This window comes from Streptomyces lateritius, from assembly GCF_014649715.1.
GTDB lineage: Bacteria > Actinomycetota > Actinomycetes > Streptomycetales > Streptomycetaceae > Streptomyces > Streptomyces lateritius.
Genome location: NZ_BMTO01000002.1, coordinates 139,733 through 162,423, shown reverse-complemented (window position 1 = coordinate 162,423; position 22,691 = coordinate 139,733). Strand labels below are relative to the sequence as shown.

Annotated in this window: 19 protein-coding genes, 1 tRNA gene and 1 pseudogene; 7 read left to right on the top strand and 14 right to left on the bottom strand. The window is 71.5% G+C overall.

The genetic code is table 11. The annotated features are described in order from the left end of the window. Positions 1 to 5: 5 nt before the first annotated feature. Positions 6 to 725, top strand: a complete 720-nt coding sequence (locus tag IE136_RS04080; protein ID WP_158988613.1) for an ABC transporter permease subunit — start codon at positions 6 to 8, stop codon at positions 723 to 725. A 113-nt stretch (positions 726 to 838) separates the two neighbouring features. Here the strand turns inward: IE136_RS04080 and IE136_RS04075 are convergent. Together IE136_RS04075 and IE136_RS04070 are read right to left on the bottom strand one after the other, a co-directional pair. Then, positions 839 to 2,081 (bottom strand): annotated as a pseudogene (locus IE136_RS04075) (CynX/NimT family MFS transporter). Positions 2,082 to 2,184: 103 nt separating this feature from the next. Continuing rightward, a complete protein-coding gene (locus IE136_RS04070; protein ID WP_189599485.1) occupies positions 2,185 to 2,862 on the bottom strand; it encodes a FadR/GntR family transcriptional regulator in 678 nt (225 codons plus the stop codon). A gap of 115 nt (positions 2,863 to 2,977) precedes the next feature. Here IE136_RS04070 and lpdA point away from each other — a divergent pair, with 115 nt between their 5' ends. From lpdA to IE136_RS04055, 3 genes are all read left to right on the top strand, one after another. Further along, a complete protein-coding gene (gene lpdA / locus IE136_RS04065; protein WP_189599483.1) occupies positions 2,978 to 4,381 on the top strand; it encodes a dihydrolipoyl dehydrogenase in 1,404 nt (467 codons plus the stop codon). Positions 4,382 to 4,425: 44 nt separating this feature from the next. After that, the gene (locus IE136_RS04060; RefSeq protein WP_373308990.1) at positions 4,426 to 5,103 is read left to right on the top strand and encodes a rhomboid-like protein; all 678 of its coding nucleotides are present in this window, start codon (positions 4,426 to 4,428) and stop codon (positions 5,101 to 5,103) included. Positions 5,104 to 5,309: 206 nt separating this feature from the next. After that, positions 5,310 to 5,412 (top strand) — tRNA-OTHER (locus tag IE136_RS04055). Positions 5,413 to 5,428: 16 nt separating this feature from the next. Here IE136_RS04055 and IE136_RS04050 read toward each other — a convergent pair. The 9 genes from IE136_RS04050 to IE136_RS04010 all read right to left on the bottom strand — a co-directional run bounded on the left by IE136_RS04050 (position 5,429) and on the right by IE136_RS04010 (position 15,384). Then, positions 5,429 to 6,235, bottom strand: a complete 807-nt coding sequence (locus IE136_RS04050) for an HAD family hydrolase (protein WP_189599481.1) — start codon at positions 6,233 to 6,235, stop codon at positions 5,429 to 5,431. Continuing rightward, the gene (gene serS, locus IE136_RS04045) at positions 6,232 to 7,521 is read right to left on the bottom strand and encodes a serine--tRNA ligase (RefSeq protein ID WP_158988616.1); all 1,290 of its coding nucleotides are present in this window, start codon (positions 7,519 to 7,521) and stop codon (positions 6,232 to 6,234) included. The genes IE136_RS04050 and serS overlap by 4 nt, the downstream gene beginning before the upstream one ends. A 606-nt stretch (positions 7,522 to 8,127) precedes the next feature. Beyond that, positions 8,128 to 9,063: a prephenate dehydratase gene (gene pheA / locus IE136_RS04040; protein ID WP_158988617.1), complete on the bottom strand. Its 936-nt coding sequence runs from the start codon at positions 9,061 to 9,063 to the stop codon at positions 8,128 to 8,130. Positions 9,064 to 9,136: 73 nt separating this feature from the next. After that, positions 9,137 to 10,396 (bottom strand): iron uptake transporter deferrochelatase/peroxidase subunit, encoded by a 1,260-nt coding sequence (efeB, locus tag IE136_RS04035; RefSeq protein ID WP_229818623.1) that lies wholly within the window; start codon positions 10,394 to 10,396, stop codon positions 9,137 to 9,139. A 5-nt stretch (positions 10,397 to 10,401) separates the two neighbouring features. Further along, on the bottom strand, positions 10,402 to 12,399 hold the full coding sequence (locus IE136_RS04030; RefSeq protein ID WP_189599479.1) for a copper resistance CopC/CopD family protein: 1,998 nt from the start codon (positions 12,397 to 12,399) through the stop codon (positions 10,402 to 10,404). A 24-nt stretch (positions 12,400 to 12,423) separates the two neighbouring features. Continuing rightward, a complete protein-coding gene (locus IE136_RS04025; RefSeq protein WP_189599477.1) occupies positions 12,424 to 12,909 on the bottom strand; it encodes a copper chaperone PCu(A)C in 486 nt (161 codons plus the stop codon). Further along, positions 12,906 to 13,634 (bottom strand): SCO family protein, encoded by a 729-nt coding sequence (locus IE136_RS04020; protein WP_189599475.1) that lies wholly within the window; start codon positions 13,632 to 13,634, stop codon positions 12,906 to 12,908. Before IE136_RS04020 ends, IE136_RS04025 begins: the two co-directional genes overlap by 4 nt. A gap of 42 nt (positions 13,635 to 13,676) precedes the next feature. Then, complete coding sequence (locus IE136_RS04015) at positions 13,677 to 14,426, bottom strand: YcnI family copper-binding membrane protein (protein WP_189599472.1); 750 nt, start codon at positions 14,424 to 14,426, stop codon at positions 13,677 to 13,679. A gap of 127 nt (positions 14,427 to 14,553) precedes the next feature. Beyond that, the gene (locus tag IE136_RS04010; RefSeq protein WP_189599470.1) at positions 14,554 to 15,384 is read right to left on the bottom strand and encodes a hypothetical protein; all 831 of its coding nucleotides are present in this window, start codon (positions 15,382 to 15,384) and stop codon (positions 14,554 to 14,556) included. Positions 15,385 to 15,587: 203 nt separating this feature from the next. Here IE136_RS04010 and IE136_RS04005 point away from each other — a divergent pair, with 203 nt between their 5' ends. After that, positions 15,588 to 16,103, top strand: a complete 516-nt coding sequence (locus IE136_RS04005; RefSeq protein WP_158988623.1) for an ATP-binding protein — start codon at positions 15,588 to 15,590, stop codon at positions 16,101 to 16,103. Between the two features lie 124 nt (positions 16,104 to 16,227). Here the strand turns inward: IE136_RS04005 and IE136_RS04000 are convergent, their stop codons facing one another. Beyond that, positions 16,228 to 17,691 carry an aminopeptidase P family protein gene (locus IE136_RS04000; RefSeq protein ID WP_158988624.1) on the bottom strand — a complete coding sequence of 488 codons (1,464 nt, stop codon included), beginning with the start codon at positions 17,689 to 17,691 and terminating at the stop codon, positions 16,228 to 16,230. A gap of 151 nt (positions 17,692 to 17,842) precedes the next feature. Then, complete coding sequence (locus IE136_RS03995) at positions 17,843 to 19,447, bottom strand: PP2C family protein-serine/threonine phosphatase (RefSeq protein WP_189599468.1); 1,605 nt, start codon at positions 19,445 to 19,447, stop codon at positions 17,843 to 17,845. A gap of 381 nt (positions 19,448 to 19,828) precedes the next feature. Between IE136_RS03995 and IE136_RS03990 the strand changes: the two genes are divergently transcribed. Further along, positions 19,829 to 20,509, top strand: coding sequence for a bifunctional DNA primase/polymerase (locus tag IE136_RS03990; RefSeq protein WP_158988626.1), 681 nt, complete (start codon positions 19,829 to 19,831; stop codon positions 20,507 to 20,509). Positions 20,510 to 20,759: 250 nt separating this feature from the next. After that, on the top strand, positions 20,760 to 21,371 hold the full coding sequence (locus IE136_RS03985) for a hypothetical protein (protein WP_189599466.1): 612 nt from the start codon (positions 20,760 to 20,762) through the stop codon (positions 21,369 to 21,371). A 223-nt stretch (positions 21,372 to 21,594) separates the two neighbouring features. On the opposite strand, the gene IE136_RS03980 is transcribed toward IE136_RS03985, so the two are convergent. Continuing rightward, entirely contained in the window at positions 21,595 to 22,563 is a 969-nt protein-coding gene (locus tag IE136_RS03980; protein WP_158988628.1) for a DUF5926 family protein, read from the bottom strand. Positions 22,564 to 22,691: the final 128 nt, after the last annotated feature.

Here is a 22,691-nt window from a genome sequence, read left to right as displayed (position 1 = left end):
GACCGATGTACAACCCCACAGTCGCCCGGCTCACCTACCGGGCCCTGCTCGGCCGCCGGCGGGCGCTGATCCTCTTCGCACTCCCCGCTCTGCTGCTCCTGATCGCCGCGGCGGTACGGGCCTTCAACGGCGCGGACGACCAGATCGCGGCCGACGTGCTCGGCGGCTTCGCGCTCGCCACGATGGTGCCGCTGATCGGTGTGATCGCCGGAACGGGCGCGATCGGCCCGGAGATCGACGACGGTTCGATCGTCTACCTGCTGTCCAAGCCGGTGAAGCGGCCGACGATCATCTTCACCAAGCTGATCGTGGCGATCGCCGTGACGATGGTCTTCTCGGCCGTCCCCACGTTCCTCGCCGGCATGATCCTCAACGGCAACGGTCAGCAGGTGGCGGTGGCGTACACCGTCGCGGCACTGGTCGCCTCCATCGCCTACAGTGCGCTTTTCCTGCTGCTCGGCACTGTCAGCCGCCACGCGGTGGTCATCGGCCTCGTCTACGCCCTGGTGTGGGAGGCGCTCTTCGGCTCCCTGATCTCGGGGGCCAAGACGCTCAGCGTGCAGCAGTGGGCGCTGGCGGTCGCCCAGAAGGTCAGCGGCGAGGGCCTGGTCACCTCGGAGGTCGGCCTGTCGACGGCACTTGCGCTGCTGATCGGCGTGACGATCGCCGCGACCTGGTACGCGGGCCAGAGGCTGCGGTCGCTGAAGCTGGCGGGCGAGGAGTAGGCCCGGGCGGCGACTGCGGCGGGAAACGCAGGCCCGATCGGGCCTGACGGCCGGAGGGGGCCGCCTCGGACGGGGGGCCATGCAGCCGGGGCCCTGCCTCGGCGGGGCCCGCCTCAGACCTTCCGGTCCCTCGCCGCGAGCAGACCGACACCCAGCGCCGCTACGCAGACGCCGAGCACCAGCGCGATCGGCACCGTCCAGGACCCGGTCGCCTGGTGCACCGCGCCGGCGGCCAGCGGCCCTGCCGCGGCGAGCGGATAGCCGACGGTCTGGGCCATCCCGGAGCCGGGCGGCGGTGACCGCGTCGCCGCTGCGCAGCACGATCAGGGTCAGGGCGAGGCCGACCGCCCCGCCCTGGCCGACGCCGAGGACGGCGGACCACAGCCAGGCCCCCTGCACGGGGACGATCAGCAGCCCGGCGTACCCGAGCGCCACCATCGAGGTGACGAGCACGACCAGGGGGCGCTGGCTCCGCATCCGGCAGGCGAGGAGCGGCACGGCGAAGGCCCCTGCCACCTGGATGAGGTTGTTGAAGGCGAAGATCACGCCCGCCGTGGAACGGCTCATCCCCTGGTCCGTGAAGATGGTCGGCATCCAGGCGATCAGGACGTAGGACCACAGCGACTGCAGCCCCATGAAGAGGGTCACCTGCCAGGCCGTCGCCGAGCGCCAGACGTTCCGGGCCCGGGGCGCCGGGACGGTCCGTACCGCTTCACGGCCCGTGCGACCCCGCGCGATCACCACCTGCGGCAGCCACGCCAGCGCCGCGAGGGCGGCCAGCAGCGACCAGAAGCCCAAGGACGCCTCCCAGCTGCCGCCGAAGGCACGCTCCAGCGGCACGGACGCCGCCGCGACCACGGTCGCACCCGCGATCATCGCCCCCGTGTAGACCGAGGTCATCGAGGCCGCCCGGTCCGGGAAGTCCCGCTTGATCAGACCCGGCATGAGGACGTTGAGCAGGGCGATCGCCGTGCCGACCAGGACGCCTCCGCCGTAGAGCGCGTACACCGACGGCACGATCCGAACGAGGATGCCGGCCCCGAGCAGTACCAGCGCCGCGCACAACACCGGTTCGGCGCCGAACCGCCGCCCCAGCCGGGGCGCCACCAACGCGCCGATCCCGAGGAAGAGCACCGGTACGGACGTCACCAGCGAACTCGCCGTCGAGGACAGGCCGAAGGCCGTCGCGATCTCGCCCACCAGCGGTGACACGCTCGCGAGCGCCGCCCGCATGTTGAGCGAGGCCAGCACGATCCCCACCATCAGCAGGGCGGGGTGGGCGAGCAAGGCCCGCCGCCCGGCGGCCTCTTGGGGCGAGTGCCGGACATCGGCCTCGGCATCGGGAAGCACGGGTATCTCCGGGCGGGGCACGACGAACGGCCTTTCTCTTCTGTACGTAAGGGAGTTCAGCGGGCGGTCAAGGGATGAGCGGGGCGCCGGACGGCCGGCGGCCGAACGGTCAGCCGGCTGCGTCCAAGGCGGCCACCGTCTCCATCGGCAGGCGCAGCAGCTCCCGAGCCCCCGCCTCCGCGCCCGCCGGATCCCCGGCCTCGATCGCCGCGACCAGCGCTTCGTGCGCGTCGATGTCGACCGGCGGCATCTCCCGGTCGCCGAGCGCCCGCACCAGCACCTCGTGCACCTGGGTGGAGAAGAAGCGGTACACCTCGGCGAAGGCCGCGTTGTGCGTGGCCTCGACGACGGCCAGGTGAAAGGCCATGTCCGCGTCCGCGTCGCGGTCGCCCTCCTCCCGGAGGGTCGCCAAGGCCGCCCGCAGCCGCAGCAGGTCGCGGGTGTCCCTCCGCACCGCCGCGAGACGCGCCGCCTCCGCCTCCAGCGCCACCCGCAGCTCCAGGACGTCCATGGCACCCGCATGGCGCATCCCGCGCAGAACGGCGGCCGGATCGGCCGTCGACCTGACAAAAGTGCCGTTGCCCTGGCGGGACTCCAGCAGCCCCGCGTGGACGAGGACCCGCACCGCCTCGCGGACCGTGTTGCGGCCGACGCCCAGCTGCTCGGCGAGCTCGTGCTCGGTCGGAATGCGGTCGCCGACCGCCCACTCGCTCTCCGTGAGCTGGGCCCGCAGCTGCTCGACCACCGAGTCCACCAGCGAGGTCCGCCCCGCCGCCTTCAGTGCCATCGCCACTCCATTCGCCCGGTTGCCCGGTCATCCTACAACTGCTGTTGCGGGTGGCTCGGGATTACTGTGGGGCCCGTACGCGGACACGAACCCTCACCACCTTCGGGAGTCAGTCATGTCAGACCGCTTCGACGTCGTCGTACTCGGAGCTGGCCCCGGCGGCTACGCCGCCGCCATCCGCGCCGCCCAGCTGGGCAAGCGGGTCGCGGTCGTCGAAGAGAAGTACTGGGGCGGTGTCTGCCTGAACGTCGGCTGCATCCCCACCAAGGCGCTGCTGCGCAACGCCGAACTCGCCCACATCTTCAACCACGAGGCCAAGACCTTCGGCATCAAGGTGGACGGCACCGTCTCCTTCGACTACGGCGAGGCGTTCCGCCGCAGCCGCACGGTCGCGGACGGTCGCGTCAAGGGCGTCCACTTCCTGATGAAGAAGAACGGCATCACTGAGTTCGACGGCCGGGGCACCTTCCTCGACGCGAACACCTTGCAGGTGAACAAGGCCGACGGCACCTCGCAGACGATCACCTTCGACAACTGCGTCATCGCCACCGGCGCCACACCGCGCCTGCTGCCCGGCACCGCCCGCAGCGAGCGCGTCGTGACGTACGAGGAGCAGATCCTCGCCGAGGACGTGCCGCAGTCGGTCGTCATCGCCGGCGCCGGCGCGATCGGCATCGAGTTCGCGTACGTCCTGCACAACTACGGTGTGAAGGTCACCATTGTCGAGTTCCTGGACCGGATCGCCCCGCTGGAGGACGCGGACGTCTCCAAGGAGCTGGCCAAGCAGTACCGCAAGCTCGGCATCGACGTCCTGACCTCCACCCGCGTCGAGACGATCGACGAGTCCGGCCCGCAGGTCCGTGTCACGGTCACCGGCAAGGACGGTGCGCAGAAGGTTCTGGAGGCCGACAAGGTCCTCCAGGCCATCGGCTTCGCGCCGAACGTCACCGGTTACGGCCTGGAGAACACCGGTGTCGCGCTGACCGAGCGCGGCGCGATCGAGGTCGACGGCCGCTGCCGCACCAACGTGCCGCACATCTACGCGATCGGTGACGTCACCGCGAAGCTGATGCTCGCGCACACCGCCGAGTCCATGGGTGTCGTCGCCTCCGAGACCATCGCGGGCGCCGAGACGATGGAGCTCGACTACCCGATGATCCCGCGCGCCACCTACTGCCAGCCGCAGATCGCCAGCTTCGGCTGGACCGAGGCGCAGGCGCGGGAGAAGGGCTTCGACGTCAAGGTCGCCAAGTTCCCGTTCACGGCGAACGGCAAGGCGCACGGCCTCGGCGACTCGACCGGCTTCGTGAAGATCATCAGCGATGCGAAGTACGGCGAGATCATCGGCGCCCACCTGATCGGTCCCGACGTCACCGAGCTGCTGCCCGAGCTGACCCTGGCCCAGCAGTGGGACCTGACCGTCCACGAGGTGGCGCGGAACGTCCACGCGCACCCGACGCTGGGCGAGGCCGTGAAGGAAGCGATCCACGGTCTTGCCGGACACATGATCAATTTCTAGTGGTGTCTCAGCTTTCTCCCGCCTCCGGGTGGTAGGCACGGAAGGTGCCCACTCCGGAAGCCCTGCCGCCGGGTGGCGAACCGTCCCGACCGATCAGGTCGTGGGTGTGTTCGTCACCCGGTACGCACGTCTGGCTGCTCGTCATCGCGATCACCAGCGTCGTGATCGCGTTCTCCCCGGACGGCCTCGCGCACCATCTGCTGCACCGCAACAGCAGCAATCTGCACCAGCTCGCGCACCATCCGGTCCTGGCGCTGCTCGGCAGCGCCTTCTGGATCGAGAACCCGTCGGCCTTCCTGCTGTACGCGATGCTCTTCGAGTTCTTCCACGCCCCGGTCGAGCGGTGGCTCGGGACCTTGCGGTGGCTCCTCACCGTGGCCACGGCGCACATCGCGGCGACGCTCCTCAGCCAGAGGGTGGTGCTGGAGGCGATCCAGGACCACGACGTGCCGCGCAGCATGGCGCACGTGGTGGACATCGGGGTGAGCTACGGCCTCGCGGCCGCGGCCGGAATCCTGACGTACCGGATCTCCCGGCCCTGGCGGTGGGTCTACCTGGCGGGTGCCGTGGCGTTCTTCGCCGTACCGCTGTGCACACGTCATACGTACACGGACCTGGGGCACGCCATCTCGCTCGCGATCGGGCTGGCCTGCCGACCGCTGGCGCACGGGGTGCCGCACGGAAAACCGTTGGCCCCCGAACCCCCGCCGTCCGCACACTAGTTCAGCGGGGAGGGCCCGCGAAGTCACGAGAGCGCGACGTCACGCCGACCGCGAAGTCACGAGACCGGGGAGGAGCGCGATGTCGACCGACACCAGTTCGAGCCGGAGTTCGAGTCCGTCGAGCTCCCTGCAGGGCGGCGCCCCCTAGGGTGTCCGCCGGGGCGGCCGCTTCGAGCGCGCGGGACCTCCGCGCGGGCCGCCCACCCGGAGGATCGGCCGAGTGGTAAGGCAGCGGGCTTGCGCTGTGCTCAACGCAGAGCGAGTCGTCGTCCGGGTCACCCCGCGCGTGTCCGTTCCGCGCATCCTCCGCGGAACGGAAACCGGCCTACTCCGCGAGCAGACGCTCCAGCACGACCGCGATGCCGTCCTCCTCGTTCGAGGTCGTCACCTCGTCCGCGACGGCCTTCAGCTCGTCGTGGGCGTTCGCCATCGCCACGCCCCGCGCCGCCCAGGCGAACATCGGGATGTCGTTGGGCATGTCACCGAAGGCGATCGTCTCCGCCGCCTTCACCCCCAGCCTGCGCGCCGCGAGCGAGAGGCCGGTCGCCTTGCTCAGTCCGAGCGGCAGGATCTCCACGACCCCGGCGCCCGCCATGACGACGTCCACCAGGCTGCCGACCGTCGCGCGGGCGACCCGCGCCAGCTCGTCGTCCGACAGCGTCGGGTGCTGGATGTACACCTTGTTGAGCGGGGCCGACCACAGCTCCGTCGGATCGTCGTAGGCGCGGACCGGCAGGGGCCCCTCATGGACGCGGTAGCCGGCGCCCACCAGGACCTCGCCGTCGAGGCCGTCGCGGCTGGCGGCGAGCGCCAGCGGGCCGACCTCCGCCTCGATCTTCGACAGCGCCAGACCGGCCAGCTGCCGGTCCAGCGTCACCGACGTGAGGAGACGGTGCTCGCCCGCGTGGTAGACCTGCGCGCCCTGACCGCACACCGCGAGTCCCTCGTACCCGAGGTCGTCGAGGATGTGCCGCGTCCAGGGCACGGCCCGGCCGGTGACGACGATGTGCGCCGCCCCCGCCGCCACCACGGCGGCGAGAGCGTCACGCGTCCGGTCCGAGACCGACTCGTCGGCCCGCAGAAGCGTGCCGTCGAGATCGGTCGCGACGAGCCGGTAGGGGAAGGAACTCACTTGGAGATCGGCTCCAGGACCTCACGGCCACCGAGGTACGGCCGCAGCACCTCCGGCACGCGCACCGAGCCGTCCGCCAGCTGGTGGTTCTCCAGGATCGCCACGATCGTGCGCGGTACGGCGCACAGCGTGCCGTTCAGCGTCGCCAGTGGCTGGACGACCTTCTTGCCGTCGCGGTCGTCGCGCATCCGCACCGACAGCCGGCGCGCCTGGAAACCGTCGCAGTTCGACGCCGAGGTCAGCTCGCGGTACTTGCCCTGCGTCGGGATCCACGCCTCGCAGTCGAACTTCCGCGAGGCTGAGGAGCCGAGGTCGCCGGTGGCCACGTCGATGACCTGGAAGGGCAGCTCGAGGCTGGTCAGCCACTGCTTCTCCCACTCCAGGAGCCGCTTGTGCTCGGCCTCGGCGTCCTCCGGCGCGACGTACGAGAACATCTCGACCTTGTCGAACTGGTGGACCCGGAAGATGCCCCGGGTGTCCTTTCCGTACGTGCCCGCCTCGCGGCGGAAGCACGGCGAGAAGCCGGCGTAGCGCAGCGGCAGCTTGTCCGCGTCGATGATCTCGTCCATGTGGTACGCGGCGAGGGGTACCTCGGACGTGCCGACGAGGTAGTAGTCGTCCTTCTCCAGGTGGTACACGTTCTCCGCGGCCTGGCCGAGGAAGCCGGTGCCCTCCATGGCGCGCGGGCGGACCAGCGCCGGCGTCAGCATCGGGATGAACCCGGCCTCCGTCGCCTGCGCGATCGCCGCGTTGACGAGGGCCAGCTCCAGCAGCGCGCCGACGCCCGTCAGGTAGTAGAAGCGCGAGCCGGACACCTTGGCGCCCCGCTCGACGTCGATGGCGCCCAGCGCCTCGCCCAGCTCCAGGTGGTCCTTGGGTTCGAAGCCCTCGGCCGCGAAGTCGCGGACGGTGCCGTGCGTCTCCAGGACGACGAAGTCCTCCTCGCCGCCGACCGGCACGTCCGCGTGGACGATGTTGCCGAGCTGGAGCAGCAGGGCGCGCGCGGTCTCGTCGGCCTCGTTCTGCTCGGCCTCGGCGGCCTTGACGTCGGCCTTGAGCTGCTCGGCCTTCTGCAGGAGCGCGGCGCGCTCCTCAGGAGTGGCCTTGGGGATCAGCTTGCCGAGCGCCTTCTGCTCGGAACGGAGCTCGTCGAAGCGGACGCCCGACGACCTGCGCCGCTCATCGGCGGAGAGCAGGGCGTCGACGAGTGCGACGTCCTCTCCACGGGCGCGCTGGGAGGCGCGAACACGGTCGGGGTCCTCACGGAGCAGGCGAAGGTCAATCACCCCACCAGGCTACCGGTGTGGACTCGCGGCCCCCCACCCGATATCGCCTTGCGTGTCGCTTTGCCCTGGTAAGGGCTGTTGGGACAGGATTGGGACGAGAGTGAGACCGGGCTGGTGAACAGCCCCCTTTTCGTCAATGAACGACTCATCCGCCCCCCTGGAGGGGGCGGATAGGCGTGTGCGGCTTGACCGAACCAGCTTGTGGATCACGGCACTTCTCCACAGGAGGGCGCGGGCCCGTCGAGTTATCCACAGGCTGTGTGGAAGATCTGTGGATTCTGGAGAAGTCGTCCGGAATGGGACGCGCGGGCCTCGGAATTCCTCGATCAAACCTCCCTCAGACACTCATTCGGGTGGGAATTCCTCGCCCTAAAGAGTTGATCAAGGGAATTGGGGTGACACGGGCGTCCTGTGTCATGTGGACGGATGGGGAGTGGCTAGGGCGATTTGTCGACCGTATCCGCGTGGGGTGTCGACTTGTCCCCAGGTCGAGAGGTGGGCCTGTGGATAACTTCTGTGGGTAACCGAAAAGTATGCAGGTAGGACTAATGGTTCACACCTGTGGACGACCGCGCCCAAGGAAGGGAGGGGTCGGGCATCCTCGGGTCAGGCCCGCCCGTCCTGGGCCCTCGCCAGCCAATCGGAGGCCGCCATGAACTCCGCGTCCGACGTCCCGCGCCGCAGCGCTCGTACGTCCTTCACCGCGACGCCCGCCCTCGGGTACGACCCGAGGAACCGCACCTTCGGGCAGATCCGCTTCAGACCCATCAACGCCTCGCCCACGCGCCGGTCCGAGATATGGCCCTCGGCGTCCACGGCGAAGCAGTAGTTGCCGATGCCCGCGCCCGTCGGGCGGGACTGGATCAGCATCAGGTTGACCCCGCGCACCGCGAACTCCTGGAGCAGTTCGAGGAGGGCACCCGGGTGGTCCTCGCCCAGCCACAGCACCACGGAGGTCTTGTCCGCCCCCGTCGGCGCCGCCGGCCGGGCAGGCCGGCCCACGAGGACGAAGCGCGTCTCGGCGTTCTCCGCGTCGTGGATCTCGGTGACCAGGGCCTCCAGGCCGTAGGTCGCCGCCGCGAACTCGCCCGCGAAGGCCGCGTCGAAACGGCCCTCCTGCACGAGCCGTGCCCCGTCCGCGTTCGACGCCGCCGACTCCCACAAGGCGTCGGGCAGGTGGGCGCCGAGCCAGTTCCGCACCTGCGGCTGGGCCACCGGGTGACCGGTGACCGTCTTGATCTCGGACAGCTTCGTCCCGGGCCGCACGAGCAGCGCGAAGGCGATGGGGAGGACGACCTCGCGGTAGATCATCAGCGGCTCGCCGGAGGCCAGCTCGTCCAGGGTGGCGGTGACCCCGCCTTCCACCGAGTTCTCGATCGGTACGAGAGCGGCCGCTGCCTGCCCGTTGCGTACGGCGTCCAGGGCGGCCGGGACCGAGACCATCGGGACCAGCTCGCGCGTCGCGGCCTCGGGCAGCGTACGCAGCGCGGCCTCCGTGAAGGTGCCTTCGGGACCGAGATACGTATACCGGGTGGCTGACATACGGTCACCCTAATAGGCGCCCGGGCCGTCGGCCCCCCGCCCGAACGGGCTCACGACTCCAGGCCGAACGGACTCACGACTCCAGGAGCCGCTGCCCCACGTACTCGCCCTCGGCCGCCCCGCCCGGAACGGCGAACAGGCCGCTCGCCTCGTGCCGGACGAAGGCCGACAGCGCGTCGCCCCGGTCGAGCTTGCGCTGCACCGGTACGAAGCCCCGCAGCGGATCGGCCTGCCAGCAGATGAAGAGAAGCCCGGCGTCGGGCGTCCCGTCGGGGGCGATCCCGTCGTGGAAGGAGAACGGCCGCCGCAGCATCGCCGCTCCGCCGTTCTGTTCGGGTGCGGAGATACGGGAGTGGGCGTTGTCCGGGATGACGAGCTTGCCGTCCGGCCCGACCTTGTTCAGGTCGAGCTCGGTCGTCTCGGTGCCGCCGGTCAGTGGCGCCCCGTCCGACTTCCGCCGGCCGATGACCTTCTCCTGCCTGTCCAGCGGCAGCTTCTCCCAGTCGTCGAGCAGCATCCGGATCCGGCGCACGACGGCGTAGGAGCCCCCGGTCATCCACTCCTGCGCGCCCGAGGTTCCCGCCGGCACGAAGATCCGCCGGTCGAAGTCGGGATCGGTGGGCTTCGGGTTGCCGGTCCCGTCCACCTGCCCCATGAGGTTCCGAGCCGTCATCGGCCGCGCGGTCGCGCCGGCCGACCGGTTGAAACCGTTCATCTGCCAGCGCACCTTCGCGGCCGCCCCGGCGTCCTTCTGCAGCGCGCGCAGCGCGTGGAAGGCGACCAGCGCGTCGTCCGCGCCGATCTGCACCCACAGGTCGCCCTCCGAGCGCTTCGGGTCCAGCGCGTCGGCGGAGAAGGCGGGCAGCGGGTCGAGCTGGGCCGGGCGGCGCGCGGTGAGGCCCGTACGGCCGAAGAAGGAGTGGCCGAAGCCGAAGGTGACCGTCAGCGAGGAGGGGCCGGCGTCCAGGGCGATGCCGGTGTCGTCGGTCGAGGGCTCGCCCGCCATCAGCGCCTTCGCCGTGGCCGACCAGCGGCGCAGCAGCGCGGCGGCCTCCTTGCGACCGGCGCCGGGCGCGAGGTCGAAGGCGATCAGATGGCCTCGGGACTGAAGCGGAGTGGTGATCCCCGCTTGATGTTTCCCGTGAAACATCGCCTCCGTCGCGCCGACGGTCGTCAGTGCCGTGGCGTCGGAGGCCGGGGATTCGGGGCCGGAGACCGCCGCGTACACGCCGGCTCCACCGGCCGCGCCCAGGGCGAGTCCGGCGGCGCCCGCCGCGCCGACGGTGCCGAGCAGGCGCCGCCGGGAGAGCTCAAGATTGTCGTCGTCACGCACGAAGGTCAGCCGATCTTCACGTTCTTGTCGATGGTGGTCTGGTCGATGTCGGAGGTACGGACCGTCACCTGGATCTGCCATGTGCCGGGCATCGGGATCTGGACACCGCTCGCGCTCCAGTGTCCGGTCTGGATCCGGTCGGGCAGAACCGGCAGCGGGCCCACATCCTTCTCCTTCAAAGTGAAGGCGACCTTGATCTCGGGGACGTCGAGCGGGCGCCCGTTGGGCCGGTCCACATAGAGGTGGAGCGCGTTGGCGCCGGTACGGCCCGGGTCGAGGCTGAGCCGTACCGTTCCCTTGCCGTCCACGCCGCCGGTGTCGAAGGGCAGCCGGATGTCGACGGGCCGCTCGGGGACGGCGGTCGAGCCGGACACCGACGAGGACCCGCCCGCCTCCTCCTCCGTGCGCCCGGGTTCGGTCGACGTCAGTACGGTCGTCACTGCGAGGAGCACCGCGGCGACGACGGCCTCGGTGAGCACGGAGCGGCGCAGGCCGGTCCGTTCGGGGTCGGCGTCCCGGTCGCGCTTCTTCCGCGCGATCGCGACGGCGGCCCGCTGCCGGGCGAGCTGAGCGGCCCGCTCGGGATCGACGGTTGCGGTGGCCTGCTCGACGTCCTCGGCGGCCTGCTCCTCGTCGACCGCCTCGGCGCTCTCGACCGCCTCGGCGCTCTCGACCGGCCCGTCCGCCTCGACCGGCCCGTCCGCCTCGACGGGCTCGTCCGCCTCGTCCGCCTCGGCGTCGTCGGCCGTCTCCCCCTCCGCCGGTGCCGCGAGGCGTCGCGTCCACTGCCGGGACATCCACGCGATCCCCACCAGTACGGCCACCAGCCCGATCTTGACCAGCAGCAGCTGCCCGTACGCCGTGCCCGTGAGGGCTGACCAGGAGCCGACCTGGCGCCAGGACTGGTAGAAGCCGGTCGCCGCCAGGACGACGACCGACCCGAAGGCGACCTTCGAGAACCGCTCCACCGCGGCCCGCTCGATGCCGGGAGCGCGGTACAGCGCGACGAGCAGCGTCGTCAGCCCGCCCAGCCAGGCCGCCACCGCGAGCAGGTGGAGGATGTCGACCGGCATCGCGATCCCCGGCTGGAGCCCGGTCGAGGCGTGTTCGGCGAGCGCCCAGGTGCCCGCGATGCCGGCGGCGACGACCGTGCCGCCGATCGCGAGCCCGAAGGTGAGGTCCTTCTTCTCCTTCTCGTCCGTCCGCCGGGTGTACGTCCCGAAGAGCACGGCGACGAAGAGCGCCGCCGCACCCAGCAGCATCAGCCGGGAGATCAGCGCGGCGCCGGTCTTGGTCTCCAGGACGGACTTGAGCCCGCCCAGGTCGAAGGCGTCGGCCAGTTCGCCGGAGCCGGTGTACGGGTTGCGCAGCAGCAGCATGACGAGCGTGGCCGCCGTCAGGGTCAGCCAGCCGCGGACCACGAACCGCTGCACCGGCCGGACTCCGGCCCCGCGCGGCCAGCAGGCGAGGACGAACGCACCGCCGCCGACGAGGACGGTGAACCCGGCGTACGAGAGGTAGCGCGCGATCCCGTAGAGCGTGCCGACGAGTCCGCCGCCCGGCTCCCGGTCCGGCAGGGCGACGGAGGTCTGGGAGGGGGCGCCGATGGAGAAGGTGAAGGCGCCCGCGATGGGGTGGCTGTCGGCGGAGACGGTCTGCCAGGCCACCGTGTAGGTGCCCTCGGGCAGGCCGGAGCGGAGGCCGACCCCGTACCGGACGACCGATCCGCTGCACAGGTCGCGGATCTCTCCGGTGTCCACCCGCTTCCCCGCCGGGTCGAGGACCCGGATCGAGTCGGCGCTCATGGCGACCTGCTCGGAGAAGGTGAGGTTGACGTCCTTCGGGGCGGTGGCGACCACCGCCCCGTCCCTCGGGTCGCTGCCGGTGAGCGCGGCGTGCGCGGAGGCGGGTGCCGCGCCGGCGAGCAGCGTGCCCAGGAGCGCGGCCGTGACGAGCAGCAGCCGGGTCAGGGCGGTCCCGAGGCGCGGGGCGGTGGCTGTCATCTGTGTGTCAGTCCCTCAGGGAGCTCAGTGCTGCTTCGGGTTGTGGGTCGCGGCCTCGACGGGAAGCTCGACCGCGATCGGGTCGGCCTTCTCGAAGTGCAGTTCGATGTCGATCTTCTCGCCCTGCTTCGGCTGCTTCTTGAGCTCCATGAACATGATGTGGTTGCCGCCGCGTTCGAGCTTCAGCTCGCCGTTGGCGGGGATGTCGAAGGACTTCACCTCCCGCATCTTCTGGTTCTTCGTCTCGTGGATCGTCACGTCGTCCGAGAGGGAGCTGGTGACGGAGAGGAGCTTGTCCGCGGTGCCGCTGCCGTTCGTGATGGTCAGAAATCCTCCGGCCATGTCCGTCGCGGGCTGCGGCATGAACGCGCCGCTGATCTCCAGCCGCGGCTTGCCGCCGGACGCGGCGGAGCCGGCGGAGTCGCCAGACCTGTCGGACGAGCACCCCGTCAGGGCCAGCACCGGGACGAGCGCGACGGCGGCGAACAGGGCGGTGGTGCGGCGGGTCACGGGTTCTCCCCCTTGATGATCTTCGGCAGGTCCTTGGCGTAGTCGTCGACGGTCGTGTCCTCGCCGTACAGGACGTAGCCCTGGTCGGTCGTGGGCGAGAACGCGATCACCTGGGCTCCGTGCATGGAGACGACCGAGCCGTCCTTCTCCTTCTTCGGCGGGTCGATGCCGATGCCGATCTGGCGGGCGCCCGCCTGGATCGCGGAGAAGTCGCCGGTGAGACCGGTGAAGGAGGGGTCACCGGCGGCCGGCAGCCACTTGGCCAGTTCGGCCGAGGTGTCCCGCTCGGGGTCGGTGGTGACGAAGACGACCTGGAGCTTCTCCTGGTCGGGCTTGGGGAGCTGCTTCTTGGCGATGGCGATGTTGCTCATCGTCAGCGGGCAGACGTCGGGGCAGTGCGTGTAGCCGAAGTAGATCAGCGTCGGCTTGCCCTTGGTCCGCTCGCGCAGGTCGAACTTCTGGCCCTTGGTATCGGTGAGGACGAGGTCGGGCTTGGTGAAGGGGCGGTCGAGGACGGTGGCCGCCTTGGTGGAGTCGGCGTAGGTGGAGACCTCGGCGACCGGTCCGTTCGCGGCGTCCGTGGACCTGCCGTCGCCGCCGGTGAGGCCGACGACGGCCGTCACCGCGACGGCGGCGACGACCACGGCGGAGGCGGCGATCAGCGGAGCGCGTCGGCTCGGCCGGGACGGCTCGCGGGACTGCTCGTCGTTCTTCTGGACAGACATGGTGATCTTTCTTGAGGTGGTTCTGGCCGGGCCGGGCGGCCGTCAGGCGGAGCGGCGGCGTCCGGCCAGCACGCCGAAGGCGACACCCGCGACGCCCACGAGGATGCCGACGATGCCCAGCACACGAGCGGTGGTGTCGCTGGAGTCGGAGTCCGAGTCGGAGGCGGCGTGGGAGTGTCCCTTCTCGTCCTTCACCTCTTCCTCCTGGCCCGCCTTCTCGTCCGTCTTCGTGGCGCCGCCACCGTGGTGGCCCTCGGTCGCCGCCGACAGCTTCAGCACCGGGGCGGGGTTCTGCGGCTCGGCCGCGCCCTCCTTCGGCTCCTCGATCCAGCGCACGACCTCGTTGTTGTCGTACGTCTGGATGGCCTTGAGGACGAGCTGATCGGCGTCCTCGGGCAGCTGACCGAGGGAGAGCGGGAACTGCTGGAACTGGCCCGGGCCGATCTTCGAACCGTCGGCGGTCCAGGTGACCTTGGAGACGGCCTCGTTGATCTTCTTGCCGTGCAGCTCCAGCGGCTTGGCCAGCTTGGCCTTGGTGACCACGGCCTTCCAGCCCGGGACCGGCTGCGGCATCACGGAGGCGAGCGGGTGGTCGGTGGGGAAGTTGATCTCGACCTTGACGGTGGAGGCGTTGTCGCGCTCGTTGGGGACCTTGACGTTGACGGTCGCGTAGCCGCCCTTCGCGGCCTCGCCCTGCGGCTGCACGCTGACGTGCGCGAAGGCGGTGCCGGAGAGCAGCACGACGGAGGAGAGAGCGATGCCGCCGGCGACGGCGATACGGGAAACGTTCATGGCAGAAGACACTCCAGCTCGGGAGAGAAGGTGAGAGGTCCGGCACGCCGGCGGTGGCGAGGGCCCGGGGTCACGGGACCACGAGCGCGCGGACGACCGCGGACCCGCTCCCTGTGAGCGGTCCGCGTCAGGCGGCGAGTACGCAGCCGGCGGCCGGCGGGCCACGCCGGATCACGGTGTGCTGGAGCGCTTCCCCGCCCGGGGGTACGGGGACGTCGGCCGCGGCCCGTGGAAGGCGGCTCGGACCGGCCGCCGGAACCCCGGGAAGACCGGCGAGGAGCGCCCGTACCAGAGTGAGCGCGGCGCGCAGGGAGCGGACGAGCGCTGCCTCCGCGAGCCCGGTCGCGCCCTGCGCCGAGAGCCGCGCCGAGAGCCGTACGAGCCGGCCCAGCGCGATGTCGCCGCGGCGCAGCAGCCAGCCGGTGACGAGGGCGGCGAGCAGGTGCCCGAGCAGCATGGGCAGGTCGGGCACGAGTCCCGCGCTCTGCGGAGCCGCCGTCAGGGCGTGCGCGTGGCCGTGGGCCTGGGCGACGGCGTCGGCGGGATCGAGGCCCGCGTCGGTGATGATCCGGGTCGCGTCGGCGGGGCTGATCGCCGCGGCGCCCGCGCCGCAGACCAGCTTGGCGGCCATCCGGATCAGTGCCTCGTCGGCCTCGTGGCCCAGCCCGCCGCGGCCCGCGCCTCCAGCGCCCGCCGCGAGCGAGCGCTGACCCAGCCCGAACAGGGCGTGCAGTCCGAGCTGTCCGACGGCCAGCGCGCCGACGATGACGGGCAGCGACCGGCCCCGCCCCGCGAAGAGCACGGTGATCGCGAAGATTCCGAGGAAGCCGGCCACCAGTGTCCACAAGGCGATCCCGGCGCAGGCGGCGAGGGCGTGGCCCAACGCGGACAGCACGACGCAGACCGCGGTGAACACCGCGGCCCTCAGCAGGCGTGGCGCGAGCGCGGGGGCAGACATGGCGGGGCCATCATCGCACCAGGCCTGTCACCGCCGTGAGGCAGGTCCGGAAGATCACCTTTGGTGGCTTCGGGCGGACATACACCGGCGTGCGGCGCCGGTGCATCCGCCGAACGAGCGCTCCAGTCCCGCCGAGGGGCTTACGAGCCGCTCCTCGCGGCAATACGTATCGGTATGTCGAGCCGCAGCCAGGAGGCTGGAGCATGAGCATCTGGTGGTCTCTCCATTTGCGGCGCGAGGCCGCGAGCGTTCCGCTCGCCCGGCGGCTTCTCCTCGGCACGATGGAGACGGCGGGTGTCGACCCCGACGTGTCCTTCGAGCTGTCGGTCGCCCTGACGGAGGCCTGTGCCAACGCCGTCGAGCACGGCGGCGACCTGAGCGACGGCGAGGCCTCGGAGGCGTACCGGGTCACCGCCTATCTGGACGGCGAGACCTGCCGTATCGAGGTGGCCGACTCGGGCCCCGGTTTTCCCACGGGCTCCCGTGTCTCCTCGGGGCCCGGGGTTTCCAGGGCGGCGCCCGCGGCGCGGCGGGCCGCGCCGGACGCCGAGCACGGACGCGGGCTGCGGCTGATCGAAGAACTGGCGGACCACGTCCAGTTCGGCAACAGAACGGGTCGGGGCGGCGCCGTCGTCAGCTTCGACAAGATCGTCAAGTGGCGGACGGACGCGCCCCCGACGCTCTGGGGCATGGGTGGGCCTCCCCTCGCGCTGACCTGACGGACCGTACGCGGGCAGGCGGGTGCGCAGGTACGCGAAGGCCCCCGCCGACACGCGTCGACGGGGGCCTCCCGCTTCGGTCACCCGGTCCGTACGGAGGCGGTCCGCCCCTCAGGTACGGAGGTCAGCCCTTGAGGCCGGCCATCCAGGCCTCGACCTCGTCCGCGCGGCGCGGCAGCGAGTCCGAGAGGTTCCGGTTGCCGTCCTCCGTGACGAGGATGTCGTCCTCGATCCGGACGCCGATGCCCCGGTACTCCTCCGGCACGGTCAGGTCGTCGGCCTGGAAGTACAGACCCGGCTCGACGGTCAGGCACATGCCCGGCTCCAGCGTCGTGTCGACGTACGCCTCGGTGCGCGCGGCGGCGCAGTCGTGGACGTCCATGCCGAGCATGTGGCCGGTGCCGTGCAGGGTCCAGCGGCGCTGGAGACCGAGATCCAGGACGCGCTCGACCGGGCCCTCGACCAGGCCCCACTCGACGAGCTTCTCGGCGAGCACGCGCTGGGCGGCGTCGTGGAAGTCGCGGTAGGCGGCGCCGGGCTTCACCGCGGCGATGCCGGCCTCCTGCGCCTCGTAGACGGCGTCGTAGATCTTGCGCTGGAGCTCGGTGTACCGGCCGTTGATCGGCAGGGTGCGGGTCACGTCGGCGGTGTAGAGCTCGTTGGTCTCCACGCCGGCGTCGAGCAGCAGCAGGTCGCCGGAGCGGACCGGCCCGTCGTTGCGTACCCAGTGCAGGGTGGTGGCGTGCGGTCCCGCGGCGCAGATCGAGCCGTAGCCGATGTCGTTGCCCTCGACGCGGGCACGCAGGAAGAACGTGCCCTCGATGTAGCGCTCGCTGGTCGCCTCGGCCTTGTCGAGGACCCTGACGACGTCCTCGAAGCCGCGGGCGGTGGCGTCGCAGGCCTTCTGGAGCTCGGAGACCTCGAACGCGTCCTTCACGAGGCGGGCCTCGGAGAGGTACACCCGCAGTTCCTCGTCGCGCTCGGCGGTGACCTTGTCGGTCAGCGCCGCCTCGATGCCGGCGTCGTGCCCGCGCACCACGCGCACCGGACCGGTCGCGTCCTTGAGGGCGCCGGGCAGTTCGCGGACGTCCTCGGCCGGGATGCCGAGCAGCTGCTCGGCCTCGGACAGGGAGTTCCGGCGGCCGACCCACAGCTCGCCCTGGCCGTCGAGCCAGAACTCGCCGTTCTCACGGTTGGAGCGCGGCAGCAGGTAGATGGTCGCCTGGTGGCCGCCGCCCTTGACCGGCTCCAGGACGAGCACGCCGTCCTGCGTCTGGTCGCCGGTGAGGTAGGCGTACTCGGTGGAGGCGCGGAAGCTGTACTCGGTGTCGTTCGACCGGGTCTTCAGGTTGCCCGCGGGGACGACCAGCCGCTCGCCCGGGAAGCGCGCGGACAGCGCGGCGCGGCGGGCCGCGGTGTGCTCGGCCTGCGCGATGGGGGCGAGACCGCGCAGCTCGGTGTCGGCCCAGCCCGACTTCATGTTCTCGGCGAGCTCGTCGGAGACGCCCTGGTACAGGCCGTTCTTGCGCTGCTTGATCGGCTGGTCTTCGGTCTCTTCCGGGGTCTCCGGCGTGAGCTCCTCGGCCACGGGTCTGCCTCCTCTTGGTACGACACTGAACCCCCACCATCGTACGGTCGTACGGAAGGGGGCCCAGGGCCGTAAGACCCATTACCGCCGAGTCACATCGCGAGTCACCTGCCGAGTCCCGTGGCAGGTGCCACGCGCCGTCACGTACCGCTCACTCGAAACGGGCGGCGAGCAGGACCACGTCCTCCCCGTCCACCGTCGTGCCGAGGTCGTCGGGCAGCATCGTCCGCAGGATGTGGTCGGCGACGGCGCCCGGGTCGTGGCGGTCCGCCTTCGGCACGTTCGCGGCGGCCGCGTGCAGCCGCGCGAAGGCCCGGTCCATGGGGTCACCGGTCCGGCGCAGCAGCCCGTCGGTGTAGAGCAGCACCGTTTCTCCGGGCCCTGGAGCGATCTCGGTGCTGGGCGCCTCCCAGCAGGCGAGCATCCCGAGGGGGGCCGAGAGGGACGTCTCGACGAACTCGGTGCGGTGGGCGCCGATGATCAGCGGCGGGGTGTGCCCGGCTCCGGCGAGGACGATTCTGCGCTGCTTCGGCTCGGAGTAGGCGAAGAGCGCGGTCGCCGAGCGGGCGGGCTCGGTCAGCCGGAGGAGGAGTTCCAGGTCGGACAGGACGGCGACGGGGTCCTCGCCCTCCATGACGGCGTACGCCCGCAGGGAGGCGCGCAGCCGTCCCATGGCGGCGAGGGCGCTGGGGCCGCTCCCGGTCACGGAGCCGACGGCGAGCCCGAGGGCGCCCTCGGGCAGCGGCAGGGCGTCGTACCAGTCGCCGCCGCCGTGGGGGCCGGTGCGGTGGCGGGCGGCGAGCTGGACGCCGGGGACGCGAGGGAGGCGGCTGGGCAGCAACTCCTCGGCGATGGTGGCCCCCCGGACGCGGGCGCGCTCCAGTTCCAGGAGGCGGGCGAGGTGTTCGGTGGCGTAGCGGCCGTAGAGGCCGACGAGATGGCGTTGCCGCTCGGCGGGTTCGGCGGGTTCGTCGTACAGCCAGACGACGGCGCCGAGCTTTCCGGCGGCCTCGGTGGCGAGGGGGAGGGCGTAGCTGGCGGCGTAGCCGAGGCGGGCGGCCACCTCGCGGTGGCGCGGGTCGAGCTCCGCCTGGCCGAGCAGGTCGGGGACCGCGATGGGGCCGGGGACGGCGATGGGGCCCGGGCGGGGGCCCGGGCCGGGGACGCCGGTGGTCGGGTCGCGGACGGGCCGCGGGCCGGCCGGGCCGGGGAGGCCTTCGGCCGGGTCGGGAAGGCCTTCGAGGATGCGGCCGTACGACGTGGCGCTGCGCGGCACGGTCTCGATGGTGCCGAGCTCCGCGTGGGCGAGACCGAGGCCGATGGTGGAGGACGGGCCGAGTCCGTCGGCGGGTTCGAGGACGGCCATCCCGCGGCGGGCACCGACCAGAGCGGCGCCCGCGCGCAGCACCTCGCGCAGTGCTTCGTCGAGCGAAGCGGTCCTGATCAGGCACTCGGTGAGTTCATGGAGGGTGGTGAGGTCGGAGACCCAGCCGGCCAGCCGGTCCTGGATCAGGGCGCCGGGGAGGCTCGGCAGGTGCGCCGCCGACGGGGCGGTGGGCGTGACCGGTGGGGCAGTGTGCGCGGGAGAGGGAACCGTGGAATCGATTCCAGCCACTTTCGGCAGGTGAGGGGCGCTCATGTCAATCGGCCTTCCGACCGGTGCGTTTCGCGCAATAGCATCGCAAACCCCCATGTCATTCTGCGCCGCTATCCATGCATCCACATGTACACGCACAAGAGGAGGGATGTCCAGCATTGTCCCCGCGGGACTTGTGGTGTCTATGGGGTTTTGTAAAAGGGTTGAACTGTGGGCCAAGTTGGCCGAAAATTGCCCCCGTCGTGCACCTTTCACGATCGACTGGCGTCGTTTGAAGGCGCGTTGATTTGAACGTGACGGGTACGTAATCGGTGATGGCCAGGGGCAGTTGAAACGGCCCCGGAACCTGGCAGGGTGCCTGGGCGTCCTCACCGCCGCAGGCCGCGCTCCCCGAGTGGACGACGAGCCTCAGCTCGGCCCCTCCCGCCCCACCGCACGGGGCGGTGAACCGCCGACCTTGTACGCGCTGATACGCACAGTGAACTGATCCGCACATGCTGTCATGTGGATTCGGCGTTCAACGGAAAGGAACGAGCGCTCATGCGCGAGATCCTCGGAAGGCGACGCAGGCTCCGGTTCCGGCGCAAGGAGAGGACCGTCCAGCTCGACGCGGCGCTCACCTGCGCCACCGAGTGGGGCTGGCCCGTACTGCCCGGTGTGGGGCTGAAGGCGACGACCCGTACGACCAGAGGGGCGAGCTGCGCCTGCCCCGACCCCGAGTGCGTCGTTCCCGGCGCACACCCCTTCGACCCCGGACTGCTCGCGGCCACCACCGACGAGCGCATGATCCGCTGGTGGTGGACCCGGCGCCCGGACGCCCCGGTCGTCCTGGCCACCGGAGGCGCCGCGCCGTGCGCGCTGAGCCTGCCGGCCGTCGCGGGCGCGCGGGCCCTGACCGCCCTCGACGCGATGGGCATGCGGCTCGGCCCGGTGGTGGCCACGCCGACCCGCTGGTCCCTGCTGGTCGCCCCCTACAGCCTCGAACAGCTCGGCGAACTCCTCTACACGAAGGACAGCGTGCCCAGTTCGCTGCGCTTCCACGGCGAGGGCGGCTATCTGCTGCTGCCGCCGTCGGTCGCCGGGACGGGCCAGGTGCGCTGGGAGCGGGCGCCGCTCGCCGGCTCGGCCACCCCCTGGCTGCCGGACGTGGAGGCGGTGGTGGACGCCCTGGTGGAGGCGAGCACGGGAGCGCCGGAGGGCGGCAGCAGGCTCGCGTACTGACACCCGTACCGACGTGCGTGCGGGCTCGGGGATCTGGGCGCGTGGCTCGGGGTGCGCGGATCCCGGCTCGGGGACCGGAGTGGAAGCCGGTGGTCGCCGGGCCCGCGTTTGCCGCCGTACGTCACCCGTACGGGTGTGACGGGGCCCGACTTGTCCCGGAAACGGGCGCGCGCCGGGTCGCGCGCCCCCGATCCGCCGATATCTTCGGCCCACCGTTCACGAGTCGCAGCCAGCCGGGCAGGTGGGTCCCATGAATCTCCGCATGATCGGGCTCGGGGTCGTCGTGGTGTGCGCCACACTCCTGCCGCTGGCCGCCCTGGCGGGCGAGGCGACCGCCCCCGGCGACGACGCCAAGGCCGGCGCGAAGACCTGGGCCTGGACCAGGACCGGGGCCGACGGCGGTCTGCTGCCGGGGCTCGGCCTGGGCCGGCCCGCGGAGAAGGCATCCCGGGCCCCGGCCCTGCCCGCGTCTGCCTCCCCTTCCGCGCCCCCGCGCGCGGAGGCGCCGGCCCGGGCCTCGCAGTGCGGTCCCGAACTGGTCTCCCCCGACGGCATCGAGGCGCAGACCTGTGTCCTCACGGAGGGGCCGGACACCTGGGCGCGTACGTACTACCGCAATGCCACCGGCCAGCGGCTCGACGCCGTACTCACTCTGATGGGTCCCGGCGGGCGGACCGTACAAGTGCGTTGCCCGGTCCCGGCACAGGACGAACCGGGGGCCTGCGAGACGCCGCGGGAGCGCGGCCACGGTGCGGTTTCGGCATATTCCGCGGTCTCGGAATTCGCGGGCGCGGGAGAGGGCGACAGTACGCCGCTGCTGCTGCGATCTGGGAGCAACACGGTCTCCGCGGGCGGAAGTTGAGCCTCGGGAGGGGGCCGGGACGGGAACCGTCCGGGCATGAGAACGCCCGGTCGCTGGCGACGGGGGATGCACCAGCGACCGGGCTTCTAGAACCGTAACAAGAGATCTGCGGTTCGCAAATTCGATCTGGGTTATTCGGACAGGGATTTACCTGGCCGATCGTGGGGTTGTGGCGGAAGTCACCGACTGGTCGGTCTGTCAGTCACCGCGGCCGCCCCGGGTGTCAGCTGAGCGTGACCTGCCGGTTGGTGAGGCCGCCGCGGGCGCGGCGCTCCTCCGGCGTGAGCGGGGCGTCGGAGGCGAGGGCCGCGGCCAGCCGCTCGGCGAACTCGGCGGCCGGCTTCTCGCACTCCTCCGCACCCATCGACGTCGGGAGATCCCAGACGGGCACCATCAGGCCGTGCGCCCGGAAGGAGCCGACGAGGCGGGTGTTCTCGCCCAGGGAGGAGGTGCCGGCGGCGTGCAGGCGGGCCAGCGCGTCGAGGAGCTTCTCCTCGGGGTGCGGCATGACCCAGCGGAGGTGGTTCTTCTCCGGGGTCTCGCACCAGTACGCGGCGTCCACACCGGTCAGCTTGACGGTGGGGATGGCGGCCGCGTTGGCACGCTCCAAGGAGGCCGCGACCTCGGGGTCGGAGTTGTCCGCGGTCTCCGGAATCCAGAATTCGAAGCCCGAGTGCACGACCGGCGCGAAATCGCCGTTCGGGTCGAGCAGGTCCTGCAGGCGCTGACCCTCGGCCGGCACGCGGCGGCCGGCGACCGGGGTGCCGGGCTCCGCCTCCAGAGCACGCTGAAGCGTGTCGGCGAGATCGCGCGCGAGGTCGCCCGAGGTGGAGTCGTTCTGCAGCGCGAGCAGGACCGAGCCGTCGTCGCGGCGCAGCGCCGGCCACGCCATCGGCAGCACCGTCGCGAGCGTCACGGACGGCACGCCCTCGGGCAGCCCGTCCTTCAGCGTGAGCGGGACGGTGGCGGCGGGCACCAGTTCCCGCAGCGCGACCCAGTCGCACTCGCCGGGCAGACCCTCGAAGGGACGCTGGACCAGCTCGGTCACGGCGTGTGCGGCGGCCCGGCCGTGACACGCCTTGTAGCGGCGGCCCGATCCGCACGGGCACGGCTCGCGCGCACCGACGACCGGGATCTCCCCGCTCGTGACCTGTGCCTTCGCGGCCTTCGTCTGGGGGCGCTTCTTGGCCATGGTGTGGCTTTCTCCCGATAGCGGCGGTGCTGGGGTGCAGGGCAGTGCTCCGTGCACGGCTCTGTGTCGGGCGAGCCTAGCCGTACGGAGGCGGTGAGGGGCTCAGGCCGGGGCAGTCGTACGCTCCC

What these genes read in the sequence shown, in the direction of transcription:
- IE136_RS03980 (WP_158988628.1), bottom strand. Translation starts at nt 22,563, where the DNA reads ATGGCCAAGAAGCGCCCCCAGACGAAGGCCGCGAAGGCACAGGTCACG.
- IE136_RS04070 (WP_189599485.1), bottom strand. Translation starts at nt 2,862, where the DNA reads ATGGCACTGAAGGCGGCGGGGCGGACCTCGCTGGTGGACTCGGTGGTC.
- IE136_RS04010 (WP_189599470.1), bottom strand. Translation starts at nt 15,384, where the DNA reads ATGTCTGCCCCCGCGCTCGCGCCACGCCTGCTGAGGGCCGCGGTGTTC.
- lpdA (WP_189599483.1), top strand. Translation starts at nt 2,978, where the DNA reads ATGTCAGACCGCTTCGACGTCGTCGTACTCGGAGCTGGCCCCGGCGGC.
- IE136_RS04015 (WP_189599472.1), bottom strand. Translation starts at nt 14,426, where the DNA reads ATGAACGTTTCCCGTATCGCCGTCGCCGGCGGCATCGCTCTCTCCTCC.
- IE136_RS04080 (WP_158988613.1), top strand. Translation starts at nt 6, where the DNA reads ATGTACAACCCCACAGTCGCCCGGCTCACCTACCGGGCCCTGCTCGGC.
- IE136_RS04030 (WP_189599479.1), bottom strand. Translation starts at nt 12,399, where the DNA reads ATGACAGCCACCGCCCCGCGCCTCGGGACCGCCCTGACCCGGCTGCTG.
- IE136_RS03995 (WP_189599468.1), bottom strand. Translation starts at nt 19,447, where the DNA reads ATGCTGGACATCCCTCCTCTTGTGCGTGTACATGTGGATGCATGGATA.
- IE136_RS04005 (WP_158988623.1), top strand. Translation starts at nt 15,588, where the DNA reads ATGAGCATCTGGTGGTCTCTCCATTTGCGGCGCGAGGCCGCGAGCGTT.
- IE136_RS03985 (WP_189599466.1), top strand. Translation starts at nt 20,760, where the DNA reads ATGAATCTCCGCATGATCGGGCTCGGGGTCGTCGTGGTGTGCGCCACA.
- IE136_RS04020 (WP_189599475.1), bottom strand. Translation starts at nt 13,634, where the DNA reads ATGTCTGTCCAGAAGAACGACGAGCAGTCCCGCGAGCCGTCCCGGCCG.
- IE136_RS03990 (WP_158988626.1), top strand. Translation starts at nt 19,829, where the DNA reads ATGCGCGAGATCCTCGGAAGGCGACGCAGGCTCCGGTTCCGGCGCAAG.
- pheA (WP_158988617.1), bottom strand. Translation starts at nt 9,063, where the DNA reads ATGTCAGCCACCCGGTATACGTATCTCGGTCCCGAAGGCACCTTCACG.